The sequence below is a fragment of the Aureimonas sp. SA4125 genome (assembly GCF_019973775.1).
GTDB lineage: Bacteria > Pseudomonadota > Alphaproteobacteria > Rhizobiales > Rhizobiaceae > Plantimonas.
The window spans coordinates 2706574-2729964 of sequence record NZ_AP025032.1 but is presented as its reverse complement, the minus strand read 5'-3'; the positions used below and the strand labels follow the sequence as shown (position 1 = coordinate 2729964).

Here is a 23391-nt window from a genome sequence, read left to right as displayed (position 1 = left end):
CTTCTGCGGGGATCGCAAGGCCAAGTGGGCCGCGATGGGGATAAAACTCGGCCAATGGCATAAAGCCTTTGTCCATCAGATGGTTGGTGAGATCGGCAGGATTCCGGTAGCGGCTCCGAGGCCAGGCTGTTTGGCGCAACCGTGACCGAATAGCTGTCGGGCGATTCGACCATCTACCGGCCTGTACTCGCGACGCGGGCATTGTCAGGGGGCTTGGGAGTCTGGCGACTCACGCCACCGTGCCGAAGCCGAGTACAGGGCCGGCGGCTCGATTCGGTGCGTCCGCGTTTGACGGCGAAAAGGGGGCCGGATCCTACGCCCTGCGGCGGCGCGTGCAGGACCAGTTCCAGTCGCGCTCGCGGCCGACGTCGATGTGGACGGCGAGGGTATGGCAATAGGTGCCGACGCCGCCACGTCCCGGGAGCGAGCGGACGAAGTTGGCGACCTGAATCTTGTCGGCTCCGGGAACGAGGATGTCGGCTGCCTTGCAGGACATGTGCATCGACTGCTTGGCGCCGCGGACCTTGCGGTTGTGCGATGGGCTGCGATAGCCGGAGGTCACGACGACCTTGGTGCCGAAGCGGGCCTCGACGGCGCGCAGCACGGCAACGAGCTTCGGTTCGAAACAGTTGGTCTGCACGTCGGGCCGCTGGACCATCAGCCCGTTTGGCGCCAACCGCGCCATGCCGCCCAGAGAGGCGACCTGATAAGAGCCTTCTTCACCGTTGACCTCATCCAGAATGTCGGCATCGTAGTCGGCCGAGGCGCGTTGGCCGATCTCGAACAGCGACGCACGCGTCTTGACGCCGGGGAGAGAGGCGAGGGTGGTCAAGCTGTCACCGGGTGCCGAGGTCGGCGGCCCCTCGGGCTTGAGGATGACGCGTCGGCTCTTGCCGCTGTCGGCGTTGCGCACGGGGGTCTTGGTCTCGGACTGCGCAAAGAGCGAGGCGAAAAGGGTCGAACTGGCTTTCGGCGCGGCAGTTGGGGCGCTGGCATCGATGGCGGAGGCCGCCCCGACGCTGGCGCCGGCATAGGCCGCAATGGGTGTTCGGCCAGAGGCGATCAGCGGCGAGGTCTCGCCTTCGGCAAGCTTCTGAGAAGCATCGGCGGGAGCCGCTTCTTCAGCCGGAGGTGTCGCCGGGGCCGCGGTCGCCACCTCTTTCGTCCCCTCCTCGGTGCCGGCCACACTGGCTTCGGCATCCGCAGACTTTGCGGTTTCGGGGGTTTCGCTCACGACCGCATCGGCCGCAGCGTCAGAAGAGGCGTCCGCTATTTCCGTACCCGCGGGGGGAGTGCCGTTGAAGCCGAAGGCGGTGGATTCATCGACAGCGGAGACACAGCCTCCGAGCAGCGGCGCGAGGGACACGACGGCAGCAAGCACCGTGTTGCGACGGGCGTGCTGTGCCCACAAGCTGATCGAAGAAATCGCCAAGCTCAGTCCACCCTCTCGACGGCGTGCACCGTCTGCTGTGACGGTCATACCGTCATATCATTTCGGACCGGAAGGTCCCCCTGACGTCGACGTCAAAGCACGTCGGGATCCCCACCCCGAACGCTCCGGTATTTCTCCCGGTGACGCCAGTTCGTTAACGCCGTTTTCGCACTATGGCTAGATTGCGGCCTTAGAATGTCGCGTTTACCACTTGCCGGTATTCTGCATGGTAGCCCAGGGTTCCGCTGCGGCCTTCGCCGGACCTTTCTGCAAAAGCTCGATCGAAATGTTGTCGGGAGAGCGGATGAAGGCCATGTTTCCATCGCGTGGCGGACGATTGATGGTGACGCCGGCATCCATCAGCGACTGGCAGGTGGCGTAGATGTCGTCGACCTCGTAAGCGAGATGGCCGAAATTGCGTCCCTCGCCGTAGGATTCCGGATCCCAGTTATAGGTCAGTTCCAGCAGCGGTGCCTTGTGCTCGTGGCCGGCGGCCACATCCTCGGAGGCGGCAAGGAAGATCAGGGTGAAACGGCCGCCCTCGTTCTCGATGCGGCGGACTTCGACCATGCCGAGCTTGTTGCAGTAGAAGTCCAGCGATGCATCGATGTCGGTTACGCGGGCCATGGTGTGCAGATAGCGCATGGTGTCTCCTTTTTCCTGTGTGACGACGGAGCTAGCGCGCGACACTGGTTCGCCAACACCCCCGACAACAAGAGAGGGCCCGATCGGGCCCTCTCTTGTTTGCTGTCGATAACATGGCGTCCTGACGTGGTGCTGGACGACATCGTGTCCTTCGCCTTTCCGAGCGCTTTGACGCAGGCCGCCTCGTCGCTCGAATCCAGAGCGGCCCGAGCGTTGCCAAGGTGCGCCACGGCGGGGGTCCTGCCCGAGCCGCGTTCGCGGTGCTCCTCCCCGACGTCCGCTGCGTTTCGCGCAAAGGTGACCTGCGCCTTGCGATACGACGCGCTGCCAGTTTCGGCGTGAGACGGTTGCCGCGCCGGGCGCCACAACCTCGACCAGGCCTACGCCGGGCGGAAAGGCGCGGCAGAATCGTTCGGGAAGGCTGACAAACCGTCATTAGCTGCTATCCTCAACATCTGACGATTCGATCGGGCGTCAAGAGCGGGACCCCCGTATGCCGGACATGTTCTCATTTGGCACGCAGCCGATCGATGGCGACGCCGCCGACGGCATCATCCCGGACGTGGTCGCCGGGACCGTCAAGTGGTTCGATGTCTCGAAGGGTTTCGGCTTCATCATCCCGGACGAGCCGGGCGACGACATTCTTCTGCATGTGACCTGCGTTCGGCGCAGTGGCTTCACGACGGTGCTCGAGGGCTCGCGTATCGTCTGTGAGGTCACGCGCGGCGACCGTGGGGTCCAGGCGTCGCGCGTCTTGTCGCTGGACGCCTCGAAGGCCGTCCGCCCGTCACAAATGCCGTCGCGGACCAACGTCGACATCGTCGCCACGAGCGGGCTGGAGACGGTCGTGGTCAAATGGTTCAACCGCACCAAGGGCTACGGCTTCCTGTCGCGGGGCGAGGGCACCGAGGACATCTTCGTGCACATGGAAACCCTTCGGCGCTTCGGCCTCAGCGAGTTGAAGCCTGGGCAGACGGTGCTGGTGCGCTTCGGCGTCGGCTCCAAGGGTCTGATGGCCGCCGAGGTGCACGCCGGCGACATCCTGCATGTGGGCGCCCATTGATGACCGCGAAGCTTCAGCGCCTGTCACGCTTCTGGCCAGCGGTGCTCTTGGCCAGTGCCCTGGCGCTCGTCGCAATGACGATGTTGTCCGTCGGCGCGTCCTCATCGGGGACCCTCGTCACCGCGACCGGTCAGCACAGATTGACGCTGGAGGTCGCCAATACGCCGGAAACGCGCGAGATCGGGCTCATGGACCGGCCGTCGATGGCTGCGGACACCGGTATGCTGTTCGATTTCAAGGAGACCCGTCCGGTCACCATGTGGATGAAGAACACCTATCTGTCGCTCGACATGCTGTTTCTGGACGAAGCGGGGAAGGTGACCCATGTCGCTGCCCACGCGCAACCGCTGTCGCTGGCGCTGATCTCTTCCCAGGGCCCCGTGCGCTATGTCGTCGAACTGAATGGCGGAGCGGCCGCACAATACGGCGTCAAGGTCGGCGACCATCTGGAGCATCCGTCGATTCCGTCGGCGCCATAGCGCCATCGCTGTTCGACCTTTCTCCAGGCGCACCCGTCCTTCGAATGCAGCGCGACGAGCGCTCCTTGCCCGCCGTCAGTAGTTGATCTTGCGCGGGACGTAGCCGCCACTGCGCAGGATGGAAGCGATGGCGATCTGCTCCTGCAGAGGCTTGCTGAGCACCGGCAGGACGTCCTGCTCCCAGAACCCCCGTTCATCGCTTTGCAGAGCGCTGAAGCCGTGGGCGGCAACGCGCTGTGCCACGGCGAGGCCGCGTGGGTTGTCAGCGAGGAGGCCAGCCGCGATCACATCCTCGATCAGGGCGCGAAGCTCGTCATCAACCTTGTCCATCCTGCCCATTCTTCTGCTCCGCATTCAATTGCGAGATGCAGTTAGGCTCAGCGCGGGGCCAGGCCAAGCGGTGAAAAAACATATAAATTATGGCGGGCTATTTCGGCTCTCTACGCTAAAGCGTCGGGCAAAAAAGTGGGAACCGGTTTTTCGCTGTATCCGGGACGACAACCTGAAAGCCAGCGTTTCGCGCGATCCCCGAAAATTGCCCGAAACGCCAGGCCGGGCGCGTGCGTCTGTTCGGACAGATGCGCTCGGACTCTTTGATGTCGCCCATCTGACTTTCCGATCATCGATCCCGATCTTCGGGCCGTTGCTGCGGGGCCTGGGCAAGCCGGCGGTTCCGGTAGCGCGCCGTGGGGGGCAGGAATGTGCGGGACAGCGCTCGAGCCAGCGCCGTCCCGCGACCGGTCTCGGCCCGATTGTCAGCTTGAAGCGCCGTCCATGTCGCCGTCGTCGGGATCGGGAAGCGATCCGGCTCCGGGCGTCGCGTCGGGATTGGTCAGTTCCGGACGGGCGTGCGGGCCTGCCGCCGGCATGGGCTTGTCGCCCTTTCCGGACGGCCTTGGCGTCGGATCCGCGGGGGGCTTCTGCTTGTCGTCCATCATCTCTCTCCGGTCAGAGCTTTCGCCCATTGCAGGTACAGTCAGTCGCACGAGGGCTTCTCAGCTCAGCTCAGCTCGCCGCGTTGCGGGACGCGCCGAGGGTGTCCGGCGCGAACCGGCGTTTTTTTAAGCTGCGTCGGCCCGGCGCGGCAGGACCCAGCCTGGACGGACGAAATGGCAGGTGTAGCCATTGGGGATCCGCTCCAGATAATCCTGATGCTCGGGCTCGGCCTCCCAGAAGTCGCCGAGAGGGGAGACTTCGGTGACCACCTTGCCGGGCCAGATCCCCGACGCGTCGACATCGGCGATGGTATCCACCGCGACCGCCCTCTGCGCATCGTCGGCGTAGAAGATGGCGGAGCGGTAGCCGGGGCCGCGATCGTTGCCCTGCCGGTCCTCCGTCGACGGATCATGGATCTGGAAGAAGAATTCGAGCAGCCGGCGATAGGACATCACGTCGGGATCGAACATGATCTCGATCGCTTCGGCGTGGCGACCATGATTGCGATAGGTGGCATTCGGAACCTCGCCGCCGCTGTAGCCGACGCGCGTCGAGACGACGCCCGGCATCTTGCGGATGAGATCCTGCATGCCCCAGAAACAGCCTCCTGCCAGAACGGCGCGCTCGGTGGTCATTAGAGTCTCCCTTCGGGTGAGTGGATCGAGGACTAGATAGTGAGTCTCCGTCGCCGTTCCAGCGTTGCCGCGTGCGGTGGCCGGGTTTGCCGGCACCACGGCTTCGCAGGACGGGGGATCCCCGCGCGCCAGCCGGGCCCGTCTTCTCGCCAGTCGGGCGCCCGTCCGCCCCTTTGACGCGAAATACGCCGATTTCGGCAAAGTTCGGTGCGGGAGGCTTGCTTCCGCGGGGCTTAGTCTCTAGGGCTGCGGTCAGTCGGAGCGTAGCGCAGCCTGGTAGCGCATCTGGTTTGGGACCAGAGGGTCGCAGGTTCGAATCCTGCCGCTCCGACCAGACCTTGCAGAGACGCCGCCGCGCGGCGACGCGATGGAGTGAGGCCGATGGTAGCGCGCATTTATCGTCCCGCCCGGACCGCCATGCAGTCGGGCAAGGCGCAGACCCGCGAGTGGCTCCTGTCCTACGAGCCGGAAAGCGCCAAGCGTGTCGAGCCGCTGATGGGCTATACCTCTTCCAGCGACATGAACTCCCAGATCCGGCTGAGTTTCGAGACCCGGGAACTGGCGGTCGACTACGCCGAGCGCAACCAGATCCCGTACCGGGTCGAGGAGCCGCAGGACCCGACGCGCCGCAAGATGTCCTATTCCGAAAACTTCCGCTACGATCGTCGCCAGCCCTGGACCCATTGAGGCCAGCGCTGTCGGTCCTTCGTCGGTCTTGATGGCATCGCCGGGTCGATGGAGAATGGACAGCACGGCCGCTCTTCCCGTCCCGATGGCATCAGACGGCCATATCGGCCAATTTCGGCCCCGTAGCTCAGAGGATAGAGCACCGGCCTTCTAAGCCGATGGTCGCTGGTTCGAATCCAGCCGGGGTCACCACAATTTCAGTCACTTAGCACCACCCTTCGAGGGGCGTCGGAGCGGGAAAGTTGGAACGTGTTCCAACTTTTGTTGCAGAACTGTTCTCATGTGACACCTGTGACGTGCCGACGCCGAACGTCGGGTGGCTGAAATTTGGTCGTAATCGCCGACGTCCAGACTCCACAGCTCTGGGTTATCGTGCTTACTGCTCACATGGCGCGTCTTAGTCTTCCCCTGTCGATATCATATCAAACTGAGGGTGTGACACCGATTGCGGACGTCATCACGGCCCTGCAGTCGGCTGATGTCGTAATCCGTGAGGCTATAGCTCTTCTTCCAAGCTTTCTGGTGGGCCTTCACATTGAGGAGGCCAGGATCAATGTTCGATCGCTGACACAAGAAAGTCCGCTTCGAGAGCTCTTCTTGGTAGCTCTGATCGTGGCCTTTCAGAAGGATTTGGAGACAGAGATCCCCCCGATGCTCGAAGGGCTTGTCAACGTAAACATCCCGGAGTCTTACGATACGGTCCTTACGGTCGTCGTGGTCGCCGTTGTGTTTTATTGTCTGGCCTTCGCGAAGGATGCTGCGACCCATGCCATCCTGGACGGGCCAATAAAGCAGCAGTTCGAGGCGATTGTCGCACAGCTCTCCGCATACCAGCGAGCATCGGGTCTGACTCGTAGGGGATTCCCAAACTGGTTCTGATCTGAATCATGGTGGCAAACGGAGGTTTGCCATGGCAACGCCCATTCCACTTCGCACCGATTTCGATGGTCCTGGCCTGCGTCGTCTGGCGCGGGAGACCAAGGACGCCAACCAGGCGCGGCGTCTTCTGGCGCTGGCTGCGATCTACGAGAGCGGCTCGCGCACCGGCGCGGCCCGGATCGGCAGCGTGACGCTCCAGATCGCGCGCGACTGGGTGCTGCGGTTTAACGCGCATGGTCCGGCAGGGCTCATCAACGTCAAGGCGCCGGGCAGTTCCTCCAAGCTGAATGACAAGCAGCGCCATGCCTTGGCGAAGATTGTGGAGAGCGGCCCGATCCCGGCCGTCCACGGCGTCGTGCGCTGGCGGCGCAAGGATCTGGCGCAGTGGATCTATGAGGAATTCGCCATCTCGTTGGACGAGACCACGGTCGGGCGCGAACTGAAGGCGCTCGGCTTTGCCAAGCTCTCGGCGCGTCCGCGCCACTATGCCCAGAACGAGTTCGAGGTGGACGTTTCAAAAAAGCTTCCCAACCGAGTTGGCGGCCATCCATGCCAAGCTCCCGAGGGGCACCGAAATCGAGCTCTGGTGGGCTGACGAAGCCCGCATAGGGCAAAAGAACAAGATCACCCGCCGTTGGGCCCGGCGCGGCACAAGACCGTCCGCGCCGCACGACCAACGCACCATGTGGGCCTATATCTTCGGCGCCGTCTGCCCGCAGAAGGGCAAGGGTGCCGGCCTCGTCCTGCCCTACTGCGACACCGGCGCGATGAACCAGCATCTGGCGGAGATCTCACGCGCCGTCGATCCTGGCGCCCATGCCGTGCTGATCCTCGATCGCGCCGGCTGGCACATGACGCCCAAGCTCGTCGTGCCGAAAACATCACGCTGCTCTTCCTGCCGCCTCGCGCGCCTGAGTTGAACCCGGTCGAGAACGTCTGGCAGTTCATGCGCGTCAACTGGCTCTCAAACCGCATCTTCATCGACTACAACGACATCGTCGCCCACTGTTGCGCCGCCTGGAACAAGCTCGTCGACCAGCCCTGGAAAATCATCTCCATCGGCATGCGAGATTAGGCGCATCGGTTCTGATCAGCGCTCGTTAGTATAATGAGACCTGTGCGCGGGGACTTGGATTTCAGGTTTCAGCGTCGGGGAGTTCGCCATTCCGCCGCGGCTGGAATTTCCGTTTGCGACGAGCAGTTTCGAGGCACTTTTGGCCTCTATTGGCCGATGGCGGACGCACGTGTCCCGTCCTCATGCCACTCGCTCGCGCAGGATGTTTCGCGTTCGCGTGAGATTGAAGGCGATTGCCGTCAGCCGTACCTGAAGTCCGGCCTTGGCGAGGCCGATCCAGCGCATGCGCCGCAGACCGTAGCTGCGCTTCCAGGTACCGAAGACCTTCTCGATCCGGCGGCGGACATGCCCGACCTCGCGGTTCCAGCCTTCGAGTTTTGCGAGAGCCTCGGGTCCGCCCCAAACCGATCGACCGGGTAAACGAGAGGAGCCGCCAGCATCCCTGATCAAGGTCTCGTTGCGCACGCTTGCATAGGCCAGATCGGCGTGGACGTTGCCGGGCTCGGGCGGCAGTACGGCACCGAGCATGCGCCCGTCGTTGACGTTGGCCGGCGTCATCTCGATACACCGGACAATTCCACCATCGGCGTCGGTCGCCACATGCGCCTTGTAGCCGTGCACGGCCGCCTTGCGGCGATGGCCGACCCAGCGGGCTTCCCCGTCCTTGGTGATGCTGGCGGAGGCGATGATGGTCGCATCCACCAGCGTGCCGGTCTTCACCATGACGTTCTTCTCGTCGAGCTGGCGCGTCACCGCTTCGAAGAGGATTGTGTCGAGGCTATGCCTCACGAGCTCCCTGCGGAACCGGACAAAGGCGGTGCGCTCCGGGGTCGGCTCGCTCGCGGCAAAGCCGCAGAACCGGCGGAACGAGGCCCGGTCGTCGAGGGCCTCGGCCAGCTTCACATCCGACAGGTCGTACCAGACCGATAACAGGAGTGCCTTCAGCATCACCAGTGGCGGCCAGGCCTTCTCACCCGTCGCGGAACGGTAAATCGGTGACAGATCCTGGTCGATCTTGGACCAGTTGATCAACCCGGCGATGTCGTCCAGGGCACCAAGGCTCCGCTTTGCCCCCGCGTCTCGAAGTCGAAGAGCTTCCTGACCAATGGGACGCCGCGCCATGACCCAATCCTCCGTCCGAAGAACCTCAGTGAATCAACGATACAGGCTGCCGGCAAGCCCCCGCGCACAGGTCTCATAATTGGATTGCGCGAGATTTGGGTTCGGCTGGTTAATCCGCTGCCAGCGATCCAGGTGATCGTGCACGAGGCGCCTGGGCGCTAGAGCACGATCTTGCAACGATACGTTTAACTTGGGCCGTCCTTCCATGCCTCCTGAATGCGGAAGAGGGCTGGACATTTTCATTTTAGGCGTTAGGCCTATCGCCAGGAGCACAGCGCGAGCCCATTGAAAGATATACGTTATCCTCTTGGCGTAGACTGCTTCGTTGCATCATACGCGTACCGCTCGCTGCGTCGTCACGTCCTGCAACACAGAATCCTGGGAAAGGGTGAGTATGGCTACGTTTAAAGGAACAATGAGGTCTGACTACCTCACGGGCACTATTTTCGACGACATCATGTACGGCGAAGAGGGTAACGACTTCCTCAAACCCGGAGCGGGAAACGATCTCCTATACGGAGGGAACGGTAACGACTCGTTTGATGGAGGCCCTGGTCATGACCGCATGTACGGCGGGCTTGGTAACGACGTATTCGAAGGTGAAGACGGAAACGACCTGATCGACGGAGGTGATGGGCATGACCATATCTTGGGCGATTCGGGAGACGACACGATCTATGGTGGCGCGGGTCGAGAGTACATTGACGGCGGATTTGGCAACGATCTCATCTATGCCGGCGACGGTGATGATGGTTTCTTGAATGAGATCGATCCGGCTTCCGGTAAACGTACGTCACAGGCCGTTGGCGGCGGCGCCGGGAATGACAGGATTTACGGCGAAGGCGGCAACGACAAGCTAAAGGGGCAATCCGGAGATGACTACGTTGATGGCGGCATTGGAGATGACCGCGTTGACGGGGGCGACGGAAACAACCACCTGGTTGGAGGGGACGGCAACGACATCATCGACAGCGAGACCGGCAGCGACCTAGCCTATGGAGGGTCAGGCAACGACCGTATCGAAGTCGGCGGTGGCGCGGATACTGTTTACGGTGACGGCGGCAACGATAGCATCAGCGGTGAAGACGGGAACGACCTGCTGGAGGGCGGCGCCGGCATGGATTTGTTTTACGGCGGAAACGGGTCCGACACGATTAAGGGTGGGCTTGACGCTGACACCCTCATTGGTGAACTCGGTTGGGATGATCTTTGGGGTGGTGCGGGCGCTGACCGGTTTGTCTTCAAAGGTTACGGAGCACTTGACGGTGGAGACCAGGTCTTTGACTTTGAAGACGGAGTCGATCGGATCGTTCTCGAGAATTTAGGCGTCACAAAATATCAGGCAGGCGGAGGCAATGGTACTGTTTTCGCCGTGAATGATTCAGACGGCGACGTAATGCTGAATGTAACCACATCAGCAGGAGTAAAATTCAGCGTCGAAATTATGGACTTTATGGACAGTCTTACGGCTACAGACTTTGCCGCCAATGACTTTTTGTTCGTGTAAATGCCGAAGGGTTCCGAATTTAGGGTCAGGACTCATTGGTCATAGCCAGAAGATGACGGTGGCCGCGAGCGCAATGGCGGAGAAGAAGACGGTTGGGCATCGGTCATAACGTGTGGCGACGCGTCGCCAGTCCTTAATGAGACCTGTGCGCGGGGGCTTGCCGGCAGCCTGTATCGTTGATTCACTGAGGTTCTTCGGACGGAGGATTGGGTCATGGCGCGGCATCCCATTGGTCAGGAAGCTCTTCGACTTCGAGACGCGGGGGCAAAGCGGAGCCTTGGTGCCCTGGACGACATCGCCGGGTTGATCAACTGGTCCAAGATCGACCAGGATCTGTCACCGATTTACCGTTCCGCGACGGGTGAGAAGGCCTGGCCGCCACTGGTGATGCTGAAGGCACTCCTGTTATCGGTCTGGTACGACCTGTCGGATGTGAAGCTGGCCGAGGCCCTCGACGACCGGGCCTCGTTCCGCCGGTTCTGCGGCTTTGCCGCGAGCGAGCCGACCCCGGAGCGCACCGCCTTTGTCCGGTTCCGCAGGGAGCTCGTGAGGCATAGCCTCGACACAATCCTCTTCGAAGCGGTGACGCGCCAGCTCGACGAGAAGAACGTCATGGTGAAGACCGGCACGCTGGTGGATGCGACCATCATCGCCTCCGCCAGCATCACCAAGGACGGGGAAGCCCGCTGGGTCGGCCATCGCCGCAAGGCGGCCGTGCACGGCTACAAGGCGCATGTGGCGACCGACGCCGATGGTGGAATTGTCCGGTGTATCGAGATGACGCCGGCCAACGTCAACGACGGGCGCATGCTCGGTGCCGTACTGCCGCCCGAGCCCGGCAACGTCCACGCCGATCTGGCCTATGCAAGCGTGCGCAACGAGACCTTGATCAGGGATGCTGGCGGCTCCTCTCGTTTACCCGGTCGATCGGTTTGGGGCGGACCCGAGGCTCTCGCAAAACTCGAAGGCTGGAACCGCGAGGTCGGGCATGTCCGCCGCCGGATCGAGAAGGTCTTCGGTACCTGGAAGCGCAGCTACGGTCTGCGGCGCATGCGCTGGATCGGCCTCGCCAAGGCCGGACTTCAGGTACGGCTGACGGCAATCGCCTTCAATCTCACGCGAACGCGAAACATCCTGCGCGAGCGAGTGGCATGAGGACGGGACACGTGCGTCCGCCATCGGCCAATAGAGGCCAAAAGTGCCTCGAAACTGCTCGTCGCAAACGGAAATTCCAGCCGCGGCGGAATGGCGAACTCCCCGACGCTGAAACCTGAAATCCAAGTCCCCGCGCACAGGTCTCATGAGATCAAGGATGACCAGCCGTTCGAGCGCTTCAACAGCTATGGCGGAGTTGAACTGGAAATCCACGCTCAGGACCGTGATCGGAATGCGATTGGCTGGGCAGCTATTCCTCGCGGCGTCTCGGAGAAACGCCTCAAGATGAGGCTTATGGAGCCTGTCTCTGCATCGGATATTTGGAACCGGGATGTAGTGCGTGCGGATATCACGGTCATATCCGAGCTGACGTCACAAGGTTTCGAGCCAGTGGAGATACATCTCACTAGGATCGACGTCTAGCTCGAGGAAATTCCTTCTTTGTTGCGCGTCTCACGCTTGGCCTCAGCCTCAGCAATCATTTTTTTACGTCCTGCGCCCCGCGCCAGATCCGCCTGACGTACCGATGTCAGGTCGACCGGCTGGTAGGCCTTGTGCAGAGCGTTCGAGACCGAAATGTTGTTCGCCATCTTCGCTGAGAGGGTCGCCGGATCGGCGCCGCCGGCGCGGGCTTCCATGGCGCCGGAGCGGCGCATATCCGAGAGCGTGCGGGTGTCGGTCGGGAAGGCCGCTTCGCGGACCTCCTTGAAATCGTCCGGCAGCGTAAAACGGGAATAGGGCGAGCCGGATCGGTTGCGGAAGATGACACCGACGCTGAGAGGGCGAATCGCCAGATAGGCGCGCAGAACCTTCTCCGTCCGCCGCGAAAGGGTGCCGATCGCGGCGCGGCCGGTCTTGGCCCGGCCCGTCGTGAAGTAGGCCCCCGCGTTGTCCTGGACCAGCTTGTCGACAGTGAGCGCCCGGATGTCGGCGGGGGACAGCATAGTGTCCCACGAGACGGCAATGACGGCGGCTAGGCCGTAGTGCTTCATCCGCCATGCGGCCTTCACTAGCGCAACAACCTCGGCATAGGCCCAGCTTGTGCTTTTGCCGGCGGGCTGAGAGTTTTGAATTCCCTTCGAAGGATCAGACCTGCCCTCCGTGTAACCCATCGCCTGACAGACAGTCCAAATGGCACGCCAGATCTTGATCGTGCGCCAGGCCTCGCGAGGTGAGACGCTGGCGAGGATCCTGTCGCGGAAAACCGAGAGCGTCTCCAGCGAAATGCCGGCATCGACAGGGCGCATGTCCCCGAACACGGGCGAGATGCGAGCGAACCCGCGCTCCCACTCCTCCCGCGTCCTTGGCTTCTTGTTGGCCCAGATGGTCGTCGCCTGGTAGCGCTCGAAGGCGTCGCCGATGGAGCGGGGTGGCCATTTTTGCCGCGCCGGTTCCTCGACGCCGCTCTTGTGACGCTGCCAGCGCAGGTTCCACTCCGCCGCGATCTCCCAAGCCTTCGGGCCGTGCGGTCCGCAGGGGATCGAGGCAAAGCCGGCAGCCCGCATCGCCTTCGTCGGCTGCCAATAGCCCTGGCCCCTCTTGATCACGTAATAGGGGATCTTCACCCGTGCCATGTCGCATCGCCGCCAGTCTTCGCCTCGCCTCAGCCAGAGAGTGATCGGGTGCGTCGCCGGAAGGCAAGCCCCGGCGGCGGTGGCGTGAGGCGCGCCAGAGGTCGATCTCGTCCAGGTCGAAGTTGCCGGTATCGAGATCGGGGGCAGGGAACCCCCGCGACAGAAGTCGTGGCAGGAGTTCGCGGAACTGGTCGAGACTGATGCCCAGCCGCCGGGCAGCCTTCTCCGGGGAGACGTCGCGCGGCTCGACGCTGTAGCGCAGACTCTGCGACATCGTCAGTCCTCCTTGCCGATCGCGCCGATGGCATGGCGCCCTGCGCGAGTGATCTTGATGCGGGGATGGCGGCCGGAATAGTCGATGCGGGCGTAGCCGAGTGCGATCAGCTGGACGCAGCGGCCCTTGGCGAGGAAGCGGCCCTGGGCGGACCATTCGCCCCTGATCCGCGTCATGCCGATGGGGCGCATCTCGTTCAGAACGCGCAGATCGGCGCGGAGCTTTGGCGTCATCGTCAGCTGCGGCTTGGTCTCAGTGGCGGTAGCGAACCTCGGGATGGCATTAGGCATCGTCGGGGCTCCTAATCGTGGCGCCGGGGAACAGACCTTCGCCCTGCAGGGCATCGAGGATCTCGAAGGCGATCTTTCGTGCGCGGGCAAAGGTGACGGGATCGGAGGCCGCCGGCTCTAATCCAGGCAGGATAAGGTCGAGCGCGGCCGAGACGGCGCTGCCGTCGACGACGGAGAGGGTGCCGCTCTCGGTCAGCCCTTTGAGCAGATGAAAGACGGCAAGGCCGAATGTGGCGACCCGCATGCCTGGGCGCTGGTGCGGACGCACGAAACGCGCGAACAGGCGATCACGGCGGCCGTAGAGTTTCGTCGCTGCATCGAAAGGAAGACCGGCGATCGTCTCGGTGACGGCGGCGGAGAGGCATGCGGCCGCTGCCTTGGTCTCGGCGCGCAAGGGGTCGGCGCCGTCGATGGTGACGGAGACGAGCATTTCGATGATGAGCAGCTGCTCGGTGCGCTGGCGCCCGGTGATCATGGGCTGGGCTCCGGGAATCCGTCGTGCGACACGTCATCGAGGAGGCGCCCGGCGATCTTCTTGCCGACTCGTCGCATGACATGAAAGCGATCGCCATGAAACCCGCACCCACCAGCGAGGTTGAGCCAGCGCGTCTTGCCTTCGTCGCGAAGCTCTCTGCCATAGGGTGCGCGCCAATCAGGATCGTCGCGCTCGCGGTCGATCGCCGCTTTCCACTCGCCCCACTGTTTGAACAGGAATGCGACGCTGGCCTCGGTGCACTGGTCGCGGATAGAGCGAATCCAGTCCGGGTGCGTCGGCCGGGCGCCTGGGCCGCTCTCGCCGCCTGCAATAATCCAGTCGAGGTAGACGCCACCGGGTTCTGCCGGCAGAGCAGACATGCTGCCGAGCGGAGACGCGCGCTTGATGGTCGTGAAATCGACCCTCCCCAGCAGCGGCTCGGCGCTGGCGAAGAACACGGCTGGGCGCGGCGTCACCGCGAGCAGGTGAGGCAGTCGGCGCTCGGCCTCCTCCTGGTTCTCCGTCGACGTCCCGAGCCAGACATGCCCGGCGATCTCGCCCCAGAACGCCGGCAGCATCTTCGAGATGTTCTGCGGCCGCTTCGTCAGCAGCAGCCAATCGAGATCCGGCGTCTCGCGGATCAACGTCCAGAGATCGTCCCGAGCGCCGGCGGGAGCCTTGTTGTCGAACACGTCGGCGAGGCTGGCGCAGAAGACGCGGCGCCGGCGGCCGTGCTCGGCGAAGAACGCGGCGGCCTGGCGCTGCCAGCGGCGCGGGTTCTGCCAGTTGCTCTCGGCGGTGCGGACGCGCTCACCGTGTGGGCCCCACTGAACGCGGCCATGGCGCTTGTCCATCAACGTCTCGGCATAGCAGTGGTCGCAGGCCGGCGAGACCTTCGTGCAGCCGATCCACGGGTTGAAGGTCGAGTCTGCCCATTCGATGTTGGTCTGGTCAGCCATGGTTCTTCTCCATTATCGCGACCGCCTCGAGCAGCGTGTCAGCGTGGCAGGGCTTGCCGTCCAGGCGGCACCAGCAGGCGAGGTTGTGGCCGGCGAGGTCGCGCCAGCGACCGATGAAGACGCTGCGCACGGCGCGCACTTCCGCCGCCGGCACCGACGTGGTGATGGTGAGCAAGCCGTCCATCGCGGCGCGGTGCAGCGAGACGCAGTGCTCGCGATCGCCATCGCGGCCGATGACGAAGGGATTGCCGAACGGGCCGGGGCGGGCGACCGAGATAGCGGACAGGCCATTGCTCTCGCGCGAGTGCGCCTGCAGGTCGAAGCCCCTGGCGCGGGAGAGACGGATGCGGACGGGACGGGTCATTCGACGACCTCAATCCGGCGCCAGTTATTGGAACACCAACCCGGCCCTTTTTCGCTTTCGCCATACCAGCCGAGAGCCCAAATGCCGGTTGGCCGCCAGCCTTTCGGCGTGACCTCCAACTGCTCGCGCTTCCAACATTTTCCGGGATAGACGCCGCTGGGCATGGTCGTGCTGTATTCGGCGAGCTCGCGAAACTGGTGCGGCGTGAGAAGGACGTGAGTCTCGTCCATCGGCGCCTCGCGGATGTCTTTCGGCTGGTTCCAGTACCGCCCCAGTGGGTCGGTGATGTTTGGGATCATGGTCCTGTCCTCAGCGAGTAGGTCATCGCACCCATGCCGCAGAGCTTGCAGAACTGTTCGCCACCATTGCCGTCCTCGAAGTCACGCCATCCGCCCCACTGATGCTTGCAGGCGTCCGGGTCGCGCGTGGCGTGGAAGGTGAAGACGGGTGTGTTGGTCTTTTGCTCGTCGCTCATCGTCAAACCCTCATCGGCATGAGCACGACGAGCCGGTCCTCGTCGGCGGGGTCGGTGATGACCGTGGGGGATCCGGGGTCGGCGAGGGCGAAGCGGATGGAGTCGCCGGGGAAGGTGGCGAGGATGTCGGCGAGGTAGCGAGCGTTGAAGCCGATGGCGATCGGGTCGAAGCTGCCGGTGGCCGCGACCGCGTCCTCCGCGGAGCCGGCGTCGGGCGAAGTGACGGCGAGCGTCAGCTCGTCGTTCTCGCCGAAGACGCAGCGGATGGCCCGGCCGCGCTCCGATGAGATCGCCGAGACGCGGTCGATCGCCTTCGCCAGCGCCTCGCGCGCGGTCTCTGCGATATCAGAATTGTTCTGCGGGATGACCCTGAGATAATCCGGGAAGGTGCCGTCGATGAGTTTCGAGACGATGCGCAGGCCTGAGGCTTCGAAGGTGATGCGGCGCGCGGTGACGGTGACGGCGATCGCCGCCTCGGCGGCGGCGCCGATGAGGGTGAAGAGGCCGACGGTCTTTCTTGGGATGATGATGCCGGGCATGTCGCCCTCGACGGCGATACTGGGAAGGGCGAGGCGGGACAGGCGGTGGCCGTCGGTGGCGACTGCCGTCAGGACGGGCGTAGGGCCGGCGCTGGCGATGTGCAGGTAGATGCCGTTCAGGTAGTAGCGCGTCTCCTCCGTCGAGATCGCGAAGGCGACGGCGTCGTCGATGCGCTTCAGGATTGCCGGCGAGACGTCGAAGCGGGCGGCGCCCGCCTCGTCCACCGGAGCTGCCGGCAGGTCCTCGACGGGCAGAGTGTTCAGCGTGAAGCGCGAGCGGCCGGTCTTCAGGATGGCGCGGCCGACGCCCTTGTCCTCGATGGCGATGTCGCCGCTAGCCTTCTTCAGGATGTCGAGGAGGAGGCCTGCGGGCATGGTGGTCGCGCCGGGGCTCTTCACCTCGGCCGTCCCCGCCGGCTCGCTCGCGGTCGCCCAGATGTCGAGATCCGTACCGGTCACCGTCAGGCTGCCATCGGCCTCGACTGCGAGGGCGACATTGCCGAGGATCGGGACCGTGTTGCGGCGCTCGACCACCTTCGTCGTGCCGGCACGCTCGACGGCGCGGCGAAGGGGGGCGAGCGGGCAGGAGAAGGCGAGGGTCAAGAGGTTGCTCCCGAAGCTTTGCGGACGGCGGCGAAGGTGAGGACGGCATTCGCGTGCGGCGCGGACGGGCAGAGCCGGCGCAGCTGGTCGAGTGCGTCGCGCGTCCGACATTCGGCGATCATGTCGGCAAGGAAGTCGATGTCTCGCTGCTCGCCGAAATGAATCACGAAGGATTCCATAGTCGCTGCCAAACCGCGCCGATTGACCTCTTCGACTAGATCATCTTCGTCGAAGTCTTCGAGAGAAAGGTCGACGTCGACGAGGACGTCGAACGTCTTCGAGACGGTGGTGGCCAACCCGCGGCTCATGCGAACACCGGGCCCTTCGCCCGTTCGTTTCGCAGCCGCTCGTCCTCCGCGTCATCCGCGTGCAAGGGCCTATCTTTGCCAGCGCTGCGGGCCTTTCTCGCGGACTTCCGGCCGTGGGCACGCGCGGCAACAGCATCGGAGAGCGCGACATTTTCCGCGTGCGCTTCCGGTGTGATCAAGCCGTCGGCGAGCATTTCGGCCGAAAGGTCCTTGGTGTCGGCCATGGCCTCTGTCAGCCTTGCGGCTGCGCGGTCCTCCATCGACTTACGCGCCGGGCGGCGGGTGCGCAGGTCCTCATCGGCGAGCGGCAGCCGCTCCTGGATGCCCATGCCGAGGGCCATCATGTAGAGCTCGAGGATGGCGTCCTGCTCCTGGCGCTCGTTCTGATCCTGTTTGCGGATAGCGACCAGCTTGCGCATTACCTTGGTATCGTATCCACGGCTTTTCGCTTCACCGTAGACGTCCTTGATGTCGGCGCCGATCTCCTTCTTGTCCTCCTCCAGGCGCTCGATGCGCTCGATGAAAGAGCGCAGCTCGTCGGCGGCGACGTTAGTCTGATCGTCGCTCATCACGCGGCCTCTGAGCTTGTCGGCGCGGGCAAGGCCATTCGCTGGGGTAGGGCCTTGTCCAAAGCATCCCCGACGAGGCTTTCCAGGAGGTCGCGGGCGGCGACGCTCGGGAGGCCGGCGCGGCGGCGCTGCGCAACAAAGGCTTCAGCCTCCTCGACGAGCTTCCAGAGGTCTGTTCTGGTCAGAAACTGAGCGGCCTCGTCGTGGCGGGCGAGACAATGCGGGCGCGAGGCGAGCGCCTCGAGGATCGCTTTGAAGATCTTCAGGGCGTAGAATTCGGGCGTGTCGCCCACCCCCTCGGCCCTTCGAAAGATCGTCAGGGCCGCCGTCGCGGCCTCCGGCCCCCGCCGCGCGATGAAATCGCGGATGAAGGCGACGCAGACGAGGTCGCCGGCCTTGGCGGACTTGACCGAGGGCGCATAGGTCAGCATCCGCATGCCCGCATCACTGCAGACGGTTGCGATCTGCCCCGCCCATTCCTCGCCCGCCGCCTGGGCTGCCTTGTAGATCTGCAAGATGGTGACCTTCGTCACCGCGCCATTGACGACGGCGAAGCTCGCCGCCTGTTCCTCACGCGACATCTGGACGATCTGGCACGGCACCTCCGTGAAGCCGCACATGGCGGCGGAGTGGGTGCGGTGCTGGCCGTCGATAACGGCATAACGGCCGCCCTCGATTGGCGCGACGAAGACGGGCGAAAATCGCGACCACTTGAACCGCGCTGCGATTCTGCGAATGGCCGCCCAGTTCTCCCGCTTAAGGTCGCGCTGGTAGGCCTCGTCGATCACCAGCTGCTCGATCGGTACCCACTGCAGCATTGGTGCTGCGCCGGGGTCGATGTGTTTCGGCCGGTCCTCCGGAGAGACGTCGATCTTGCGCATGCGAGGTCCTTTCGTGGGACGTGCCCTCAGGCGGCGCGGCCTGCGGCGCGGGCGGCGGTGGGGCAGAGTTGGATGAGGGACTCGGCGAAGCGCTGCTCGGCCTTTGGCCATGCCCAGCAGGTGAGCCTGCGGCGTCGCGGCTGCCGCACGGCGGCATCGCGGTCGCCGTCCCAGAGCTTCGGGGGCCTCGCCATGGTGTCGCGCCGCTCGGTCAGAAGCGCCTGCATGTCGTAGGCGTGGATCTCGTCGGCGCGGTCGAGGAACCGCTGGAAGTCGAGCCCTGCGGCGTTGACGATCGCCTTGTCGATCCGCCGCTTGACGGTGCGCAGTGCCGTCTTGAACCGAAGGGCCTGCGCCTCGGCGACAAGGTCCGGCACGCCGGCGGCGCGGGCGGTGGCAACCATCTGCTCCTGCACGGCGAAGGCGCCCGGGCTCGTCCAGTCGCCGAGCGCGAATTCATGTCCGTCGTGCAGCAGGCAGAAGGCGGCGAGCTCGGCATCACCCGTCTCGGCCAGCACCTCCTCGGCCATCAGCACGCTGTGTTGCGCAACCGAGATCGGCACCTCTGTCTGTCCGGCGAACCGGTTGACGAGGGCCAGGCCGTGCGCAACTTCGCTGAAGAGGTGCGCCGGCTCGATCACTGGATCGGCAAAAGAGAAGATCCGCCCCGTGGCGGTCTGCGACCAGGCGTTCATGCCGGGTTCCTTCCGTCGATGCCGCAGGCCGCAAGCGCGCGGAAGAAAAGGTCGTAGACACCGCGTCGCTGCCGGTGGTGACCGGTGACGAGGGCGGCAATCAGCTCCTCGTCCTCGCCGGTCATCACCCCGTCGATCCGGCCATCGGTGGCGATCGTCAGGCGGCCCTTCTTCCAGGCAGCCCGCAAGGCGCCGGCGAAGGGCGGGCACTTCTTCAGGATCACCGAGTAGTCGGCGGTGTTGTCCGGGCGCGTGGCGATGTTGGCGATCTCCATCAGGCCGATGGTGCGCGCGCGCGATGCGTCGCCGCCGGGCAGGAGATCGAAGGTCACGCGGATCATAGCTCGGTCCCCGCGCTGAAGGCGTCGGGCGCCGGGTCGGCGGTAGGGTCGGGTGCCGGCTCGCCATGGAAACCGCCGGCCTTGTCCCTGCGCGCGAACTCGATCGTGAAATATGGCCTGGCCCCGGCGTCGATCTCCGCACCAGTCGGATGCATTGCGATCGTCTTCGCCAGCAGCGTGTTTGGCGCGGCGCTTGATGCCGTCCTCGATGAAGGCCATCGCCTCCTGATAGGTGGTGGTCGCGATCAGGCGCTCGCGGGTGACGGTCGTCTCCATCACGCCGCTCCCGTCGCGGGCACGGCGTCCGCGTCCGCCCGGAGGAAGTTCGGGCCATCGCTTGTCGTCGTCAGGACGAACGGCTGCGGTTGGCTCCAGGTGTAGTGCTCGACGACGCCCGTCTCGGGCTCGTCGGGCTGGCGCTGCGGCGTGTTGGCGGCCCAGTTGCGGGCGAACTCCTCCAGCGAGAAGGAAAGCGTGTCCGGATCGCCTTCCGCCCAGAACAGGGACGCGCGCGGATGCACGGGGGTCAGGGTGTCGACAGAGCCGTCGTCGTGGATCCTGACCGTGATCGGGCCAAAGTCCTGGAAGCTGCAGAACGAGACGATGTCGCCGGGCTCGAAGGACCGGGTCGAGGGCTCATCACTGTGGGTCTCGTCGGCGCTCTCACCGACGATGATGGTCGTCTCGTGTTGAATGTTGCGGACGGTCCATGCATCCGGGCTTTCGCGCGGTGGTGGTGACACCTCATCGACGAGAAACTCGGGAACCCACATAACAGGCCCCTCGAACAGCGCCGGCGGCGCGGCGGGTGTGGCGTCGAGAAGGTCGGCCATCAGCACAACCCTCCGCCGCTCCGGAGACGCGCGATGCGGTTTGCCTCGACGCCGTGATGGCGAAGCTCGCCGGGGGTGAAGCCCCGCAACAGCAGGTCGCTGTCGAGACAGGCCTCGCCGTTGCCGGCAGCGATGTCGAGCATGTGCGCGGCCATCCGTTCGGCGGTGCTTGGCGGCTCGGCCGAGATGGCGGGGCTAGCGTTGTCGCGGGCGGCGCGCTCGGAAGCTGTGAGGGAGCGGGTCTCGATCATCGTGAAATCTCCTGGGGGGATGTCTGGCGCAGCAGCGCCTTGCGGGTGAGGCGGGCGCCGCGCGGTGTCTCATCGGCGCGAGCGATCTTGACCTTGAGGACAATCCGGTCCGGGGCCCTGGCGCGAAGGCGCGCATCCGTCGGGCTGCCGGCGTCGATGCGGATGGTGTGACGCCCGGCAGGATCCTCGACGTGGACATGGAAGGCGGGCATCACGCGGCGACCCAGGCGCGGCCGAGAAGCTGTATGGCCAGCCAAAGCAGGCCGACGGCGCCGAGGCCTGCGACGATCCCGAGCGCGATCTTCCTGCCGGGGCCGTCACCTTCGTCGGGCGCGTCGCGCCAGTTGGGAATGTCGCCCCAGTCGATCGCCCGGCGGCGTTCCTCGCCGGCCTGCGCCGCGGCGGCGGTGATCTCGTCGTCGAAATCATCGGGAAGGCGCAAGCTGTCGTCGGGGGTGAGGGGCACGGCCAAGAACCGGCGCCATACGGAGGCATCATCGCTGACTAGGATCGGGTAGGGCGGCACCCGGCTGGTGGCTTCCCAGCGATCCCGAAAAGCGGAAACTGCCTCGTCGTCGATGCGGATCATGCCGCCGACATAGGGAAGGTCAGGCTCCCTCTCTCCGCCCATCCACTCGCCATTGCTCCAGCGCGCGGTGGTCGGGCGCCAGAAACGGACTTCGGAGGCGAAGAGGGAAGGGCTCAGTCCGCCCAGCGCCGGAACCGGGCGATCGAAGAGAAGCTCGGTCAGCGCCGCATCCATGGCGACGACTCCTGAGGTATCGCGCCGCCGCCGGATGGTTTCGATGCGCGCCAGATATGGCGCCACGCCTTCGCGACGGGCGATACCGCCGAAGGGGACGCTCACTGGAGCACAACATGGATGAGGGCGCAGAAGGCGGTGGAAAGGCCGACGCCGAAGGTCAGGGAGCCGGCAAGGCCGGCAGCCCCGACCACGCCGACGAGGATCTTCGGGGCAATCCAGGCGACGATCCGCCCGGCCTCGACGAGATCGCGGCCGAGGGCGCGTGTCTCGCGGTGGGCGCTCGCCAGAAAGCGCTGGCCGGACGCGGGGAGGAGGACGCGTCCGGCCTTGCCGGCGCGCTCCGGCGCAGCGCGCCTGGGAGGGAGTGCGGCCGATCTGAATGGCGAATTGTTGGTGGGAAGCGTCAGCGCGTGCTGACCTGTGGCCGCCAGAGGCAGCGTTGCCGGAAGGTGCATCGGGGTTCTCCATCGGGTGCGGCCGAGTTCGATGGAGACAATAAAAGCATTGCTTTCATTCGGATGCAAGCGATACTTTCATATAGCGGCGGTGGGGGCGCTCGAAAAGGACTCGACTCAGTCCTCGCATGTCGGCTTTATAAGAACGGAAGAGGAACAGGATCAGCGATGCTAGGGCGCGTAGAGGCAAAAATTGGCGAGCTGATCTCCTTGCACGTCGAGTGCGGGCATTGCGGGAAGACCCGGTGGCTCAGGCGTTCGCAGCTGCTACGGCTCGGCTGTACTGATGAGACCGCCATCTCCGCCTTCGCAGCCGCTCTCCGGTGCTCTGCCTGTCAGGCAGACGGCCTGCCGGGCACTGCAGTGTCAGTCCAGGGGCATTTCGTGCATGAGAGAAGCCGCCTGGCTGTTGAGGCGGAAGCAATCAAAAGCCGAGAACTTCGCGCCAAGGAATTACGCGATGCATCGCCTTCATCTCGTATGGGTCGAATTCAATCTCGCGAGGCGGGTTGAATTGCCTGACAACGATTACGCTGGCCGATCGGCTGATTAGGCGTTTGATGTAGCCCTTGCCTGCCGGCGAATCCGCCGACGGAAACATCTCGATAACGACGTCGTCGCCGGGCACGGCGGGGCGACCGCCACAGTAGACAAGGTCTGCGGGCTCAAACCTCGGAGCCATGCTGTCACCGAGGACGTGCAAAGCGAAGACATTCTTCAGATTTATAAGGCCGGGAGGTCGACGGACGTGGTCAACGATCTGACCGTTGAATGTAAAATCAGCGTCATCCCCGCCAACGCTTACCCCGCTGACGGGAATGTCCATCGGACCCAATGTGGGAAACCCGCTGTCTGTCACCCTCTCGACTTCATTGAGGAGCACAGGCGCGTCCACGTATCGCAACTCGCCGCGGTTGGCGGCTTCGGCGTCGATGCCCAGCAGCACAGCAACCTTCCGAAGGTTTTCCATGGTGATGTCATTGGCGCCGCGTTCCCACTGACCGACAGCGGCAATGCTTACATCGGCAACGTCGGCTAGCTGGCGCTGCACGAAGCCTCTACTTTTGCGGGCAGTACGGATGACGGAGCCGACTGTTTCAACCATATCGACTTTTCGCCGGGAC

31 protein-coding genes, 2 tRNA genes and 3 pseudogenes are annotated in these 23391 nt (G+C 64.3%); 10 read left to right on the top strand and 26 right to left on the bottom strand.

Translation table 11 applies throughout. The annotated features are described in order from the left end of the window. Positions 1–313: 313 nt before the first annotated feature. Together Sa4125_RS12865 and Sa4125_RS12860 are read right to left on the bottom strand one after the other, a co-directional pair. A complete protein-coding gene (locus Sa4125_RS12865; protein WP_223998456.1) occupies positions 314–1234 on the bottom strand; it encodes a D-Ala-D-Ala carboxypeptidase family metallohydrolase in 921 nt (306 codons plus the stop codon). Between the two features lie 402 nt (positions 1235–1636). Next, positions 1637–2077, bottom strand: a complete 441-nt coding sequence (locus Sa4125_RS12860; protein WP_223998455.1) for a VOC family protein — start codon at positions 2075–2077, stop codon at positions 1637–1639. Between the two features lie 502 nt (positions 2078–2579). On the opposite strand from Sa4125_RS12860, the gene Sa4125_RS12855 reads away from it, so the two are divergent. Together Sa4125_RS12855 and Sa4125_RS12850 are read left to right on the top strand one after the other, a co-directional pair. Next, the gene (locus tag Sa4125_RS12855; protein ID WP_223998454.1) at positions 2580–3140 is read left to right on the top strand and encodes a cold-shock protein; all 561 of its coding nucleotides are present in this window, start codon (positions 2580–2582) and stop codon (positions 3138–3140) included. Beyond that, positions 3140–3619 (top strand): DUF192 domain-containing protein, encoded by a 480-nt coding sequence (locus Sa4125_RS12850; protein WP_224007779.1) that lies wholly within the window; start codon positions 3140–3142, stop codon positions 3617–3619. The genes Sa4125_RS12855 and Sa4125_RS12850 overlap by 1 nt, the downstream gene beginning before the upstream one ends. A gap of 75 nt (positions 3620–3694) precedes the next feature. Here Sa4125_RS12850 and Sa4125_RS12845 read toward each other — a convergent pair whose 3' ends face one another. The 3 genes from Sa4125_RS12845 to msrA all read right to left on the bottom strand — a co-directional run bounded on the left by Sa4125_RS12845 (position 3695) and on the right by msrA (position 5190). After that, the gene (locus Sa4125_RS12845) at positions 3695–3949 is read right to left on the bottom strand and encodes a hypothetical protein (RefSeq protein ID WP_223998453.1); all 255 of its coding nucleotides are present in this window, start codon (positions 3947–3949) and stop codon (positions 3695–3697) included. Between the two features lie 425 nt (positions 3950–4374). Then, on the bottom strand, positions 4375–4554 hold the full coding sequence (locus Sa4125_RS12840; RefSeq protein ID WP_223998452.1) for a hypothetical protein: 180 nt from the start codon (positions 4552–4554) through the stop codon (positions 4375–4377). Positions 4555–4680: 126 nt separating this feature from the next. After that, positions 4681–5190: a peptide-methionine (S)-S-oxide reductase MsrA gene (msrA, locus tag Sa4125_RS12835; RefSeq protein ID WP_223998451.1), complete on the bottom strand. Its 510-nt coding sequence runs from the start codon at positions 5188–5190 to the stop codon at positions 4681–4683. Positions 5191–5447: 257 nt separating this feature from the next. On the opposite strand from msrA, the gene Sa4125_RS12830 reads away from it, so the two are divergent. The 5 genes and pseudogenes from Sa4125_RS12830 to Sa4125_RS12810 all read left to right on the top strand — a co-directional run bounded on the left by Sa4125_RS12830 (position 5448) and on the right by Sa4125_RS12810 (position 7831). After that, positions 5448–5524: transfer RNA gene (locus Sa4125_RS12830), tRNA-Pro, on the top strand. A 47-nt stretch (positions 5525–5571) separates the two neighbouring features. Next, the gene (locus tag Sa4125_RS12825; RefSeq protein ID WP_223998450.1) at positions 5572–5877 is read left to right on the top strand and encodes an ETC complex I subunit; all 306 of its coding nucleotides are present in this window, start codon (positions 5572–5574) and stop codon (positions 5875–5877) included. Between the two features lie 116 nt (positions 5878–5993). Beyond that, positions 5994–6069, top strand: a tRNA-Arg gene (locus Sa4125_RS12820). A gap of 135 nt (positions 6070–6204) precedes the next feature. Further along, positions 6205–6756: a hypothetical protein gene (locus Sa4125_RS12815; RefSeq protein WP_223998449.1), complete on the top strand. Its 552-nt coding sequence runs from the start codon at positions 6205–6207 to the stop codon at positions 6754–6756. A gap of 31 nt (positions 6757–6787) precedes the next feature. Beyond that, positions 6788–7831: pseudogene (locus Sa4125_RS12810) on the top strand (IS630 family transposase). A 180-nt stretch (positions 7832–8011) separates the two neighbouring features. Here Sa4125_RS12810 and Sa4125_RS12805 read toward each other — a convergent pair. Then, positions 8012–8953 (bottom strand): IS5 family transposase, encoded by a 942-nt coding sequence (locus Sa4125_RS12805; protein WP_223998448.1) that lies wholly within the window; start codon positions 8951–8953, stop codon positions 8012–8014. Between the two features lie 415 nt (positions 8954–9368). Between Sa4125_RS12805 and Sa4125_RS12800 the strand changes: the two genes are divergently transcribed. Then, on the top strand, positions 9369–10460 hold the full coding sequence (locus tag Sa4125_RS12800; RefSeq protein ID WP_267461328.1) for a calcium-binding protein: 1092 nt from the start codon (positions 9369–9371) through the stop codon (positions 10458–10460). Between the two features lie 39 nt (positions 10461–10499). Here Sa4125_RS12800 and Sa4125_RS12795 read toward each other — a convergent pair. Further along, a pseudogene (locus tag Sa4125_RS12795) lies at positions 10500–10604 on the bottom strand (IS5/IS1182 family transposase); the annotation flags it as partial. A gap of 69 nt (positions 10605–10673) precedes the next feature. Here Sa4125_RS12795 and Sa4125_RS12790 point away from each other — a divergent pair. Next, entirely contained in the window at positions 10674–11615 is a 942-nt protein-coding gene (locus Sa4125_RS12790; RefSeq protein ID WP_223998446.1) for an IS5 family transposase, read from the top strand. 90 nt (positions 11616–11705) lie between these two features. After that, the gene (locus Sa4125_RS12785) at positions 11706–12038 is read left to right on the top strand and encodes a hypothetical protein (protein WP_223998445.1); all 333 of its coding nucleotides are present in this window, start codon (positions 11706–11708) and stop codon (positions 12036–12038) included. On the opposite strand, the gene Sa4125_RS12780 is transcribed toward Sa4125_RS12785, so the two are convergent. The 19 genes and pseudogenes from Sa4125_RS12780 to Sa4125_RS12690 form a co-directional block, all read right to left on the bottom strand. Further along, positions 12035–13189: a hypothetical protein gene (locus tag Sa4125_RS12780; protein ID WP_223998444.1), complete on the bottom strand. Its 1155-nt coding sequence runs from the start codon at positions 13187–13189 to the stop codon at positions 12035–12037. The genes Sa4125_RS12785 and Sa4125_RS12780 overlap by 4 nt on opposite strands. Positions 13190–13465: 276 nt before the next feature. Continuing rightward, positions 13466–13753, bottom strand: coding sequence for a hypothetical protein (locus Sa4125_RS12775; protein ID WP_223998443.1), 288 nt, complete (start codon positions 13751–13753; stop codon positions 13466–13468). Continuing rightward, the gene (locus Sa4125_RS12770) at positions 13746–14228 is read right to left on the bottom strand and encodes a hypothetical protein (protein ID WP_223998442.1); all 483 of its coding nucleotides are present in this window, start codon (positions 14226–14228) and stop codon (positions 13746–13748) included. Before Sa4125_RS12770 ends, Sa4125_RS12775 begins: the two co-directional genes overlap by 8 nt. Further along, a complete protein-coding gene (locus Sa4125_RS12765; RefSeq protein WP_223998441.1) occupies positions 14225–15187 on the bottom strand; it encodes a phage Gp37/Gp68 family protein in 963 nt (320 codons plus the stop codon). The genes Sa4125_RS12770 and Sa4125_RS12765 overlap by 4 nt, the downstream gene beginning before the upstream one ends. Further along, entirely contained in the window at positions 15180–15551 is a 372-nt protein-coding gene (locus tag Sa4125_RS12760) for a DUF4326 domain-containing protein (protein WP_223998440.1), read from the bottom strand. Before Sa4125_RS12760 ends, Sa4125_RS12765 begins: the two co-directional genes overlap by 8 nt. Beyond that, a complete protein-coding gene (locus tag Sa4125_RS12755) occupies positions 15548–15850 on the bottom strand; it encodes a hypothetical protein (RefSeq protein WP_223998439.1) in 303 nt (100 codons plus the stop codon). The genes Sa4125_RS12760 and Sa4125_RS12755 overlap by 4 nt, the downstream gene beginning before the upstream one ends. Continuing rightward, positions 15847–16026: a hypothetical protein gene (locus Sa4125_RS12750; protein WP_223998438.1), complete on the bottom strand. Its 180-nt coding sequence runs from the start codon at positions 16024–16026 to the stop codon at positions 15847–15849. The genes Sa4125_RS12755 and Sa4125_RS12750 overlap by 4 nt, the downstream gene beginning before the upstream one ends. Positions 16027–16028: 2 nt before the next feature. Continuing rightward, positions 16029–17168 (bottom strand): DNA polymerase III subunit beta, encoded by a 1140-nt coding sequence (dnaN, locus tag Sa4125_RS12745; RefSeq protein WP_223998437.1) that lies wholly within the window; start codon positions 17166–17168, stop codon positions 16029–16031. Next, positions 17165–17464: a hypothetical protein gene (locus Sa4125_RS12740; protein WP_223998436.1), complete on the bottom strand. Its 300-nt coding sequence runs from the start codon at positions 17462–17464 to the stop codon at positions 17165–17167. Before Sa4125_RS12740 ends, dnaN begins: the two co-directional genes overlap by 4 nt. A gap of 338 nt (positions 17465–17802) precedes the next feature. Next, positions 17803–18045: pseudogene (locus Sa4125_RS12735) on the bottom strand (DUF2312 domain-containing protein); the annotation flags it as partial. After that, complete coding sequence (locus tag Sa4125_RS12730) at positions 18045–18926, bottom strand: ParB N-terminal domain-containing protein (protein ID WP_223998435.1); 882 nt, start codon at positions 18924–18926, stop codon at positions 18045–18047. The gene Sa4125_RS12730 and the pseudogene Sa4125_RS12735, both read right to left, overlap by 1 nt. 26 nt (positions 18927–18952) lie before the next feature. After that, on the bottom strand, positions 18953–19621 hold the full coding sequence (locus tag Sa4125_RS12725) for a hypothetical protein (protein WP_223998434.1): 669 nt from the start codon (positions 19619–19621) through the stop codon (positions 18953–18955). Continuing rightward, complete coding sequence (locus tag Sa4125_RS12720; protein WP_223998433.1) at positions 19618–20238, bottom strand: hypothetical protein; 621 nt, start codon at positions 20236–20238, stop codon at positions 19618–19620. Before Sa4125_RS12720 ends, Sa4125_RS12725 begins: the two co-directional genes overlap by 4 nt. Continuing rightward, positions 20238–20795 (bottom strand): hypothetical protein, encoded by a 558-nt coding sequence (locus Sa4125_RS12715; protein WP_223998432.1) that lies wholly within the window; start codon positions 20793–20795, stop codon positions 20238–20240. Before Sa4125_RS12715 ends, Sa4125_RS12720 begins: the two co-directional genes overlap by 1 nt. After that, on the bottom strand, positions 20795–21046 hold the full coding sequence (locus Sa4125_RS12710; protein ID WP_223998431.1) for a hypothetical protein: 252 nt from the start codon (positions 21044–21046) through the stop codon (positions 20795–20797). The genes Sa4125_RS12715 and Sa4125_RS12710 overlap by 1 nt, the downstream gene beginning before the upstream one ends. Next, on the bottom strand, positions 21043–21261 hold the full coding sequence (locus Sa4125_RS12705; RefSeq protein ID WP_223998430.1) for a hypothetical protein: 219 nt from the start codon (positions 21259–21261) through the stop codon (positions 21043–21045). The genes Sa4125_RS12710 and Sa4125_RS12705 overlap by 4 nt, the downstream gene beginning before the upstream one ends. After that, a complete protein-coding gene (locus tag Sa4125_RS12700) occupies positions 21258–21914 on the bottom strand; it encodes a hypothetical protein (protein WP_223998429.1) in 657 nt (218 codons plus the stop codon). Before Sa4125_RS12700 ends, Sa4125_RS12705 begins: the two co-directional genes overlap by 4 nt. Further along, complete coding sequence (locus Sa4125_RS12695; protein ID WP_223998428.1) at positions 21911–22267, bottom strand: hypothetical protein; 357 nt, start codon at positions 22265–22267, stop codon at positions 21911–21913. Before Sa4125_RS12695 ends, Sa4125_RS12700 begins: the two co-directional genes overlap by 4 nt. Positions 22268–22691: 424 nt before the next feature. Continuing rightward, positions 22692–23372, bottom strand: coding sequence for a helix-turn-helix transcriptional regulator (locus Sa4125_RS12690; RefSeq protein WP_223998427.1), 681 nt, complete (start codon positions 23370–23372; stop codon positions 22692–22694). Positions 23373–23391 lie beyond the last annotated feature (19 nt).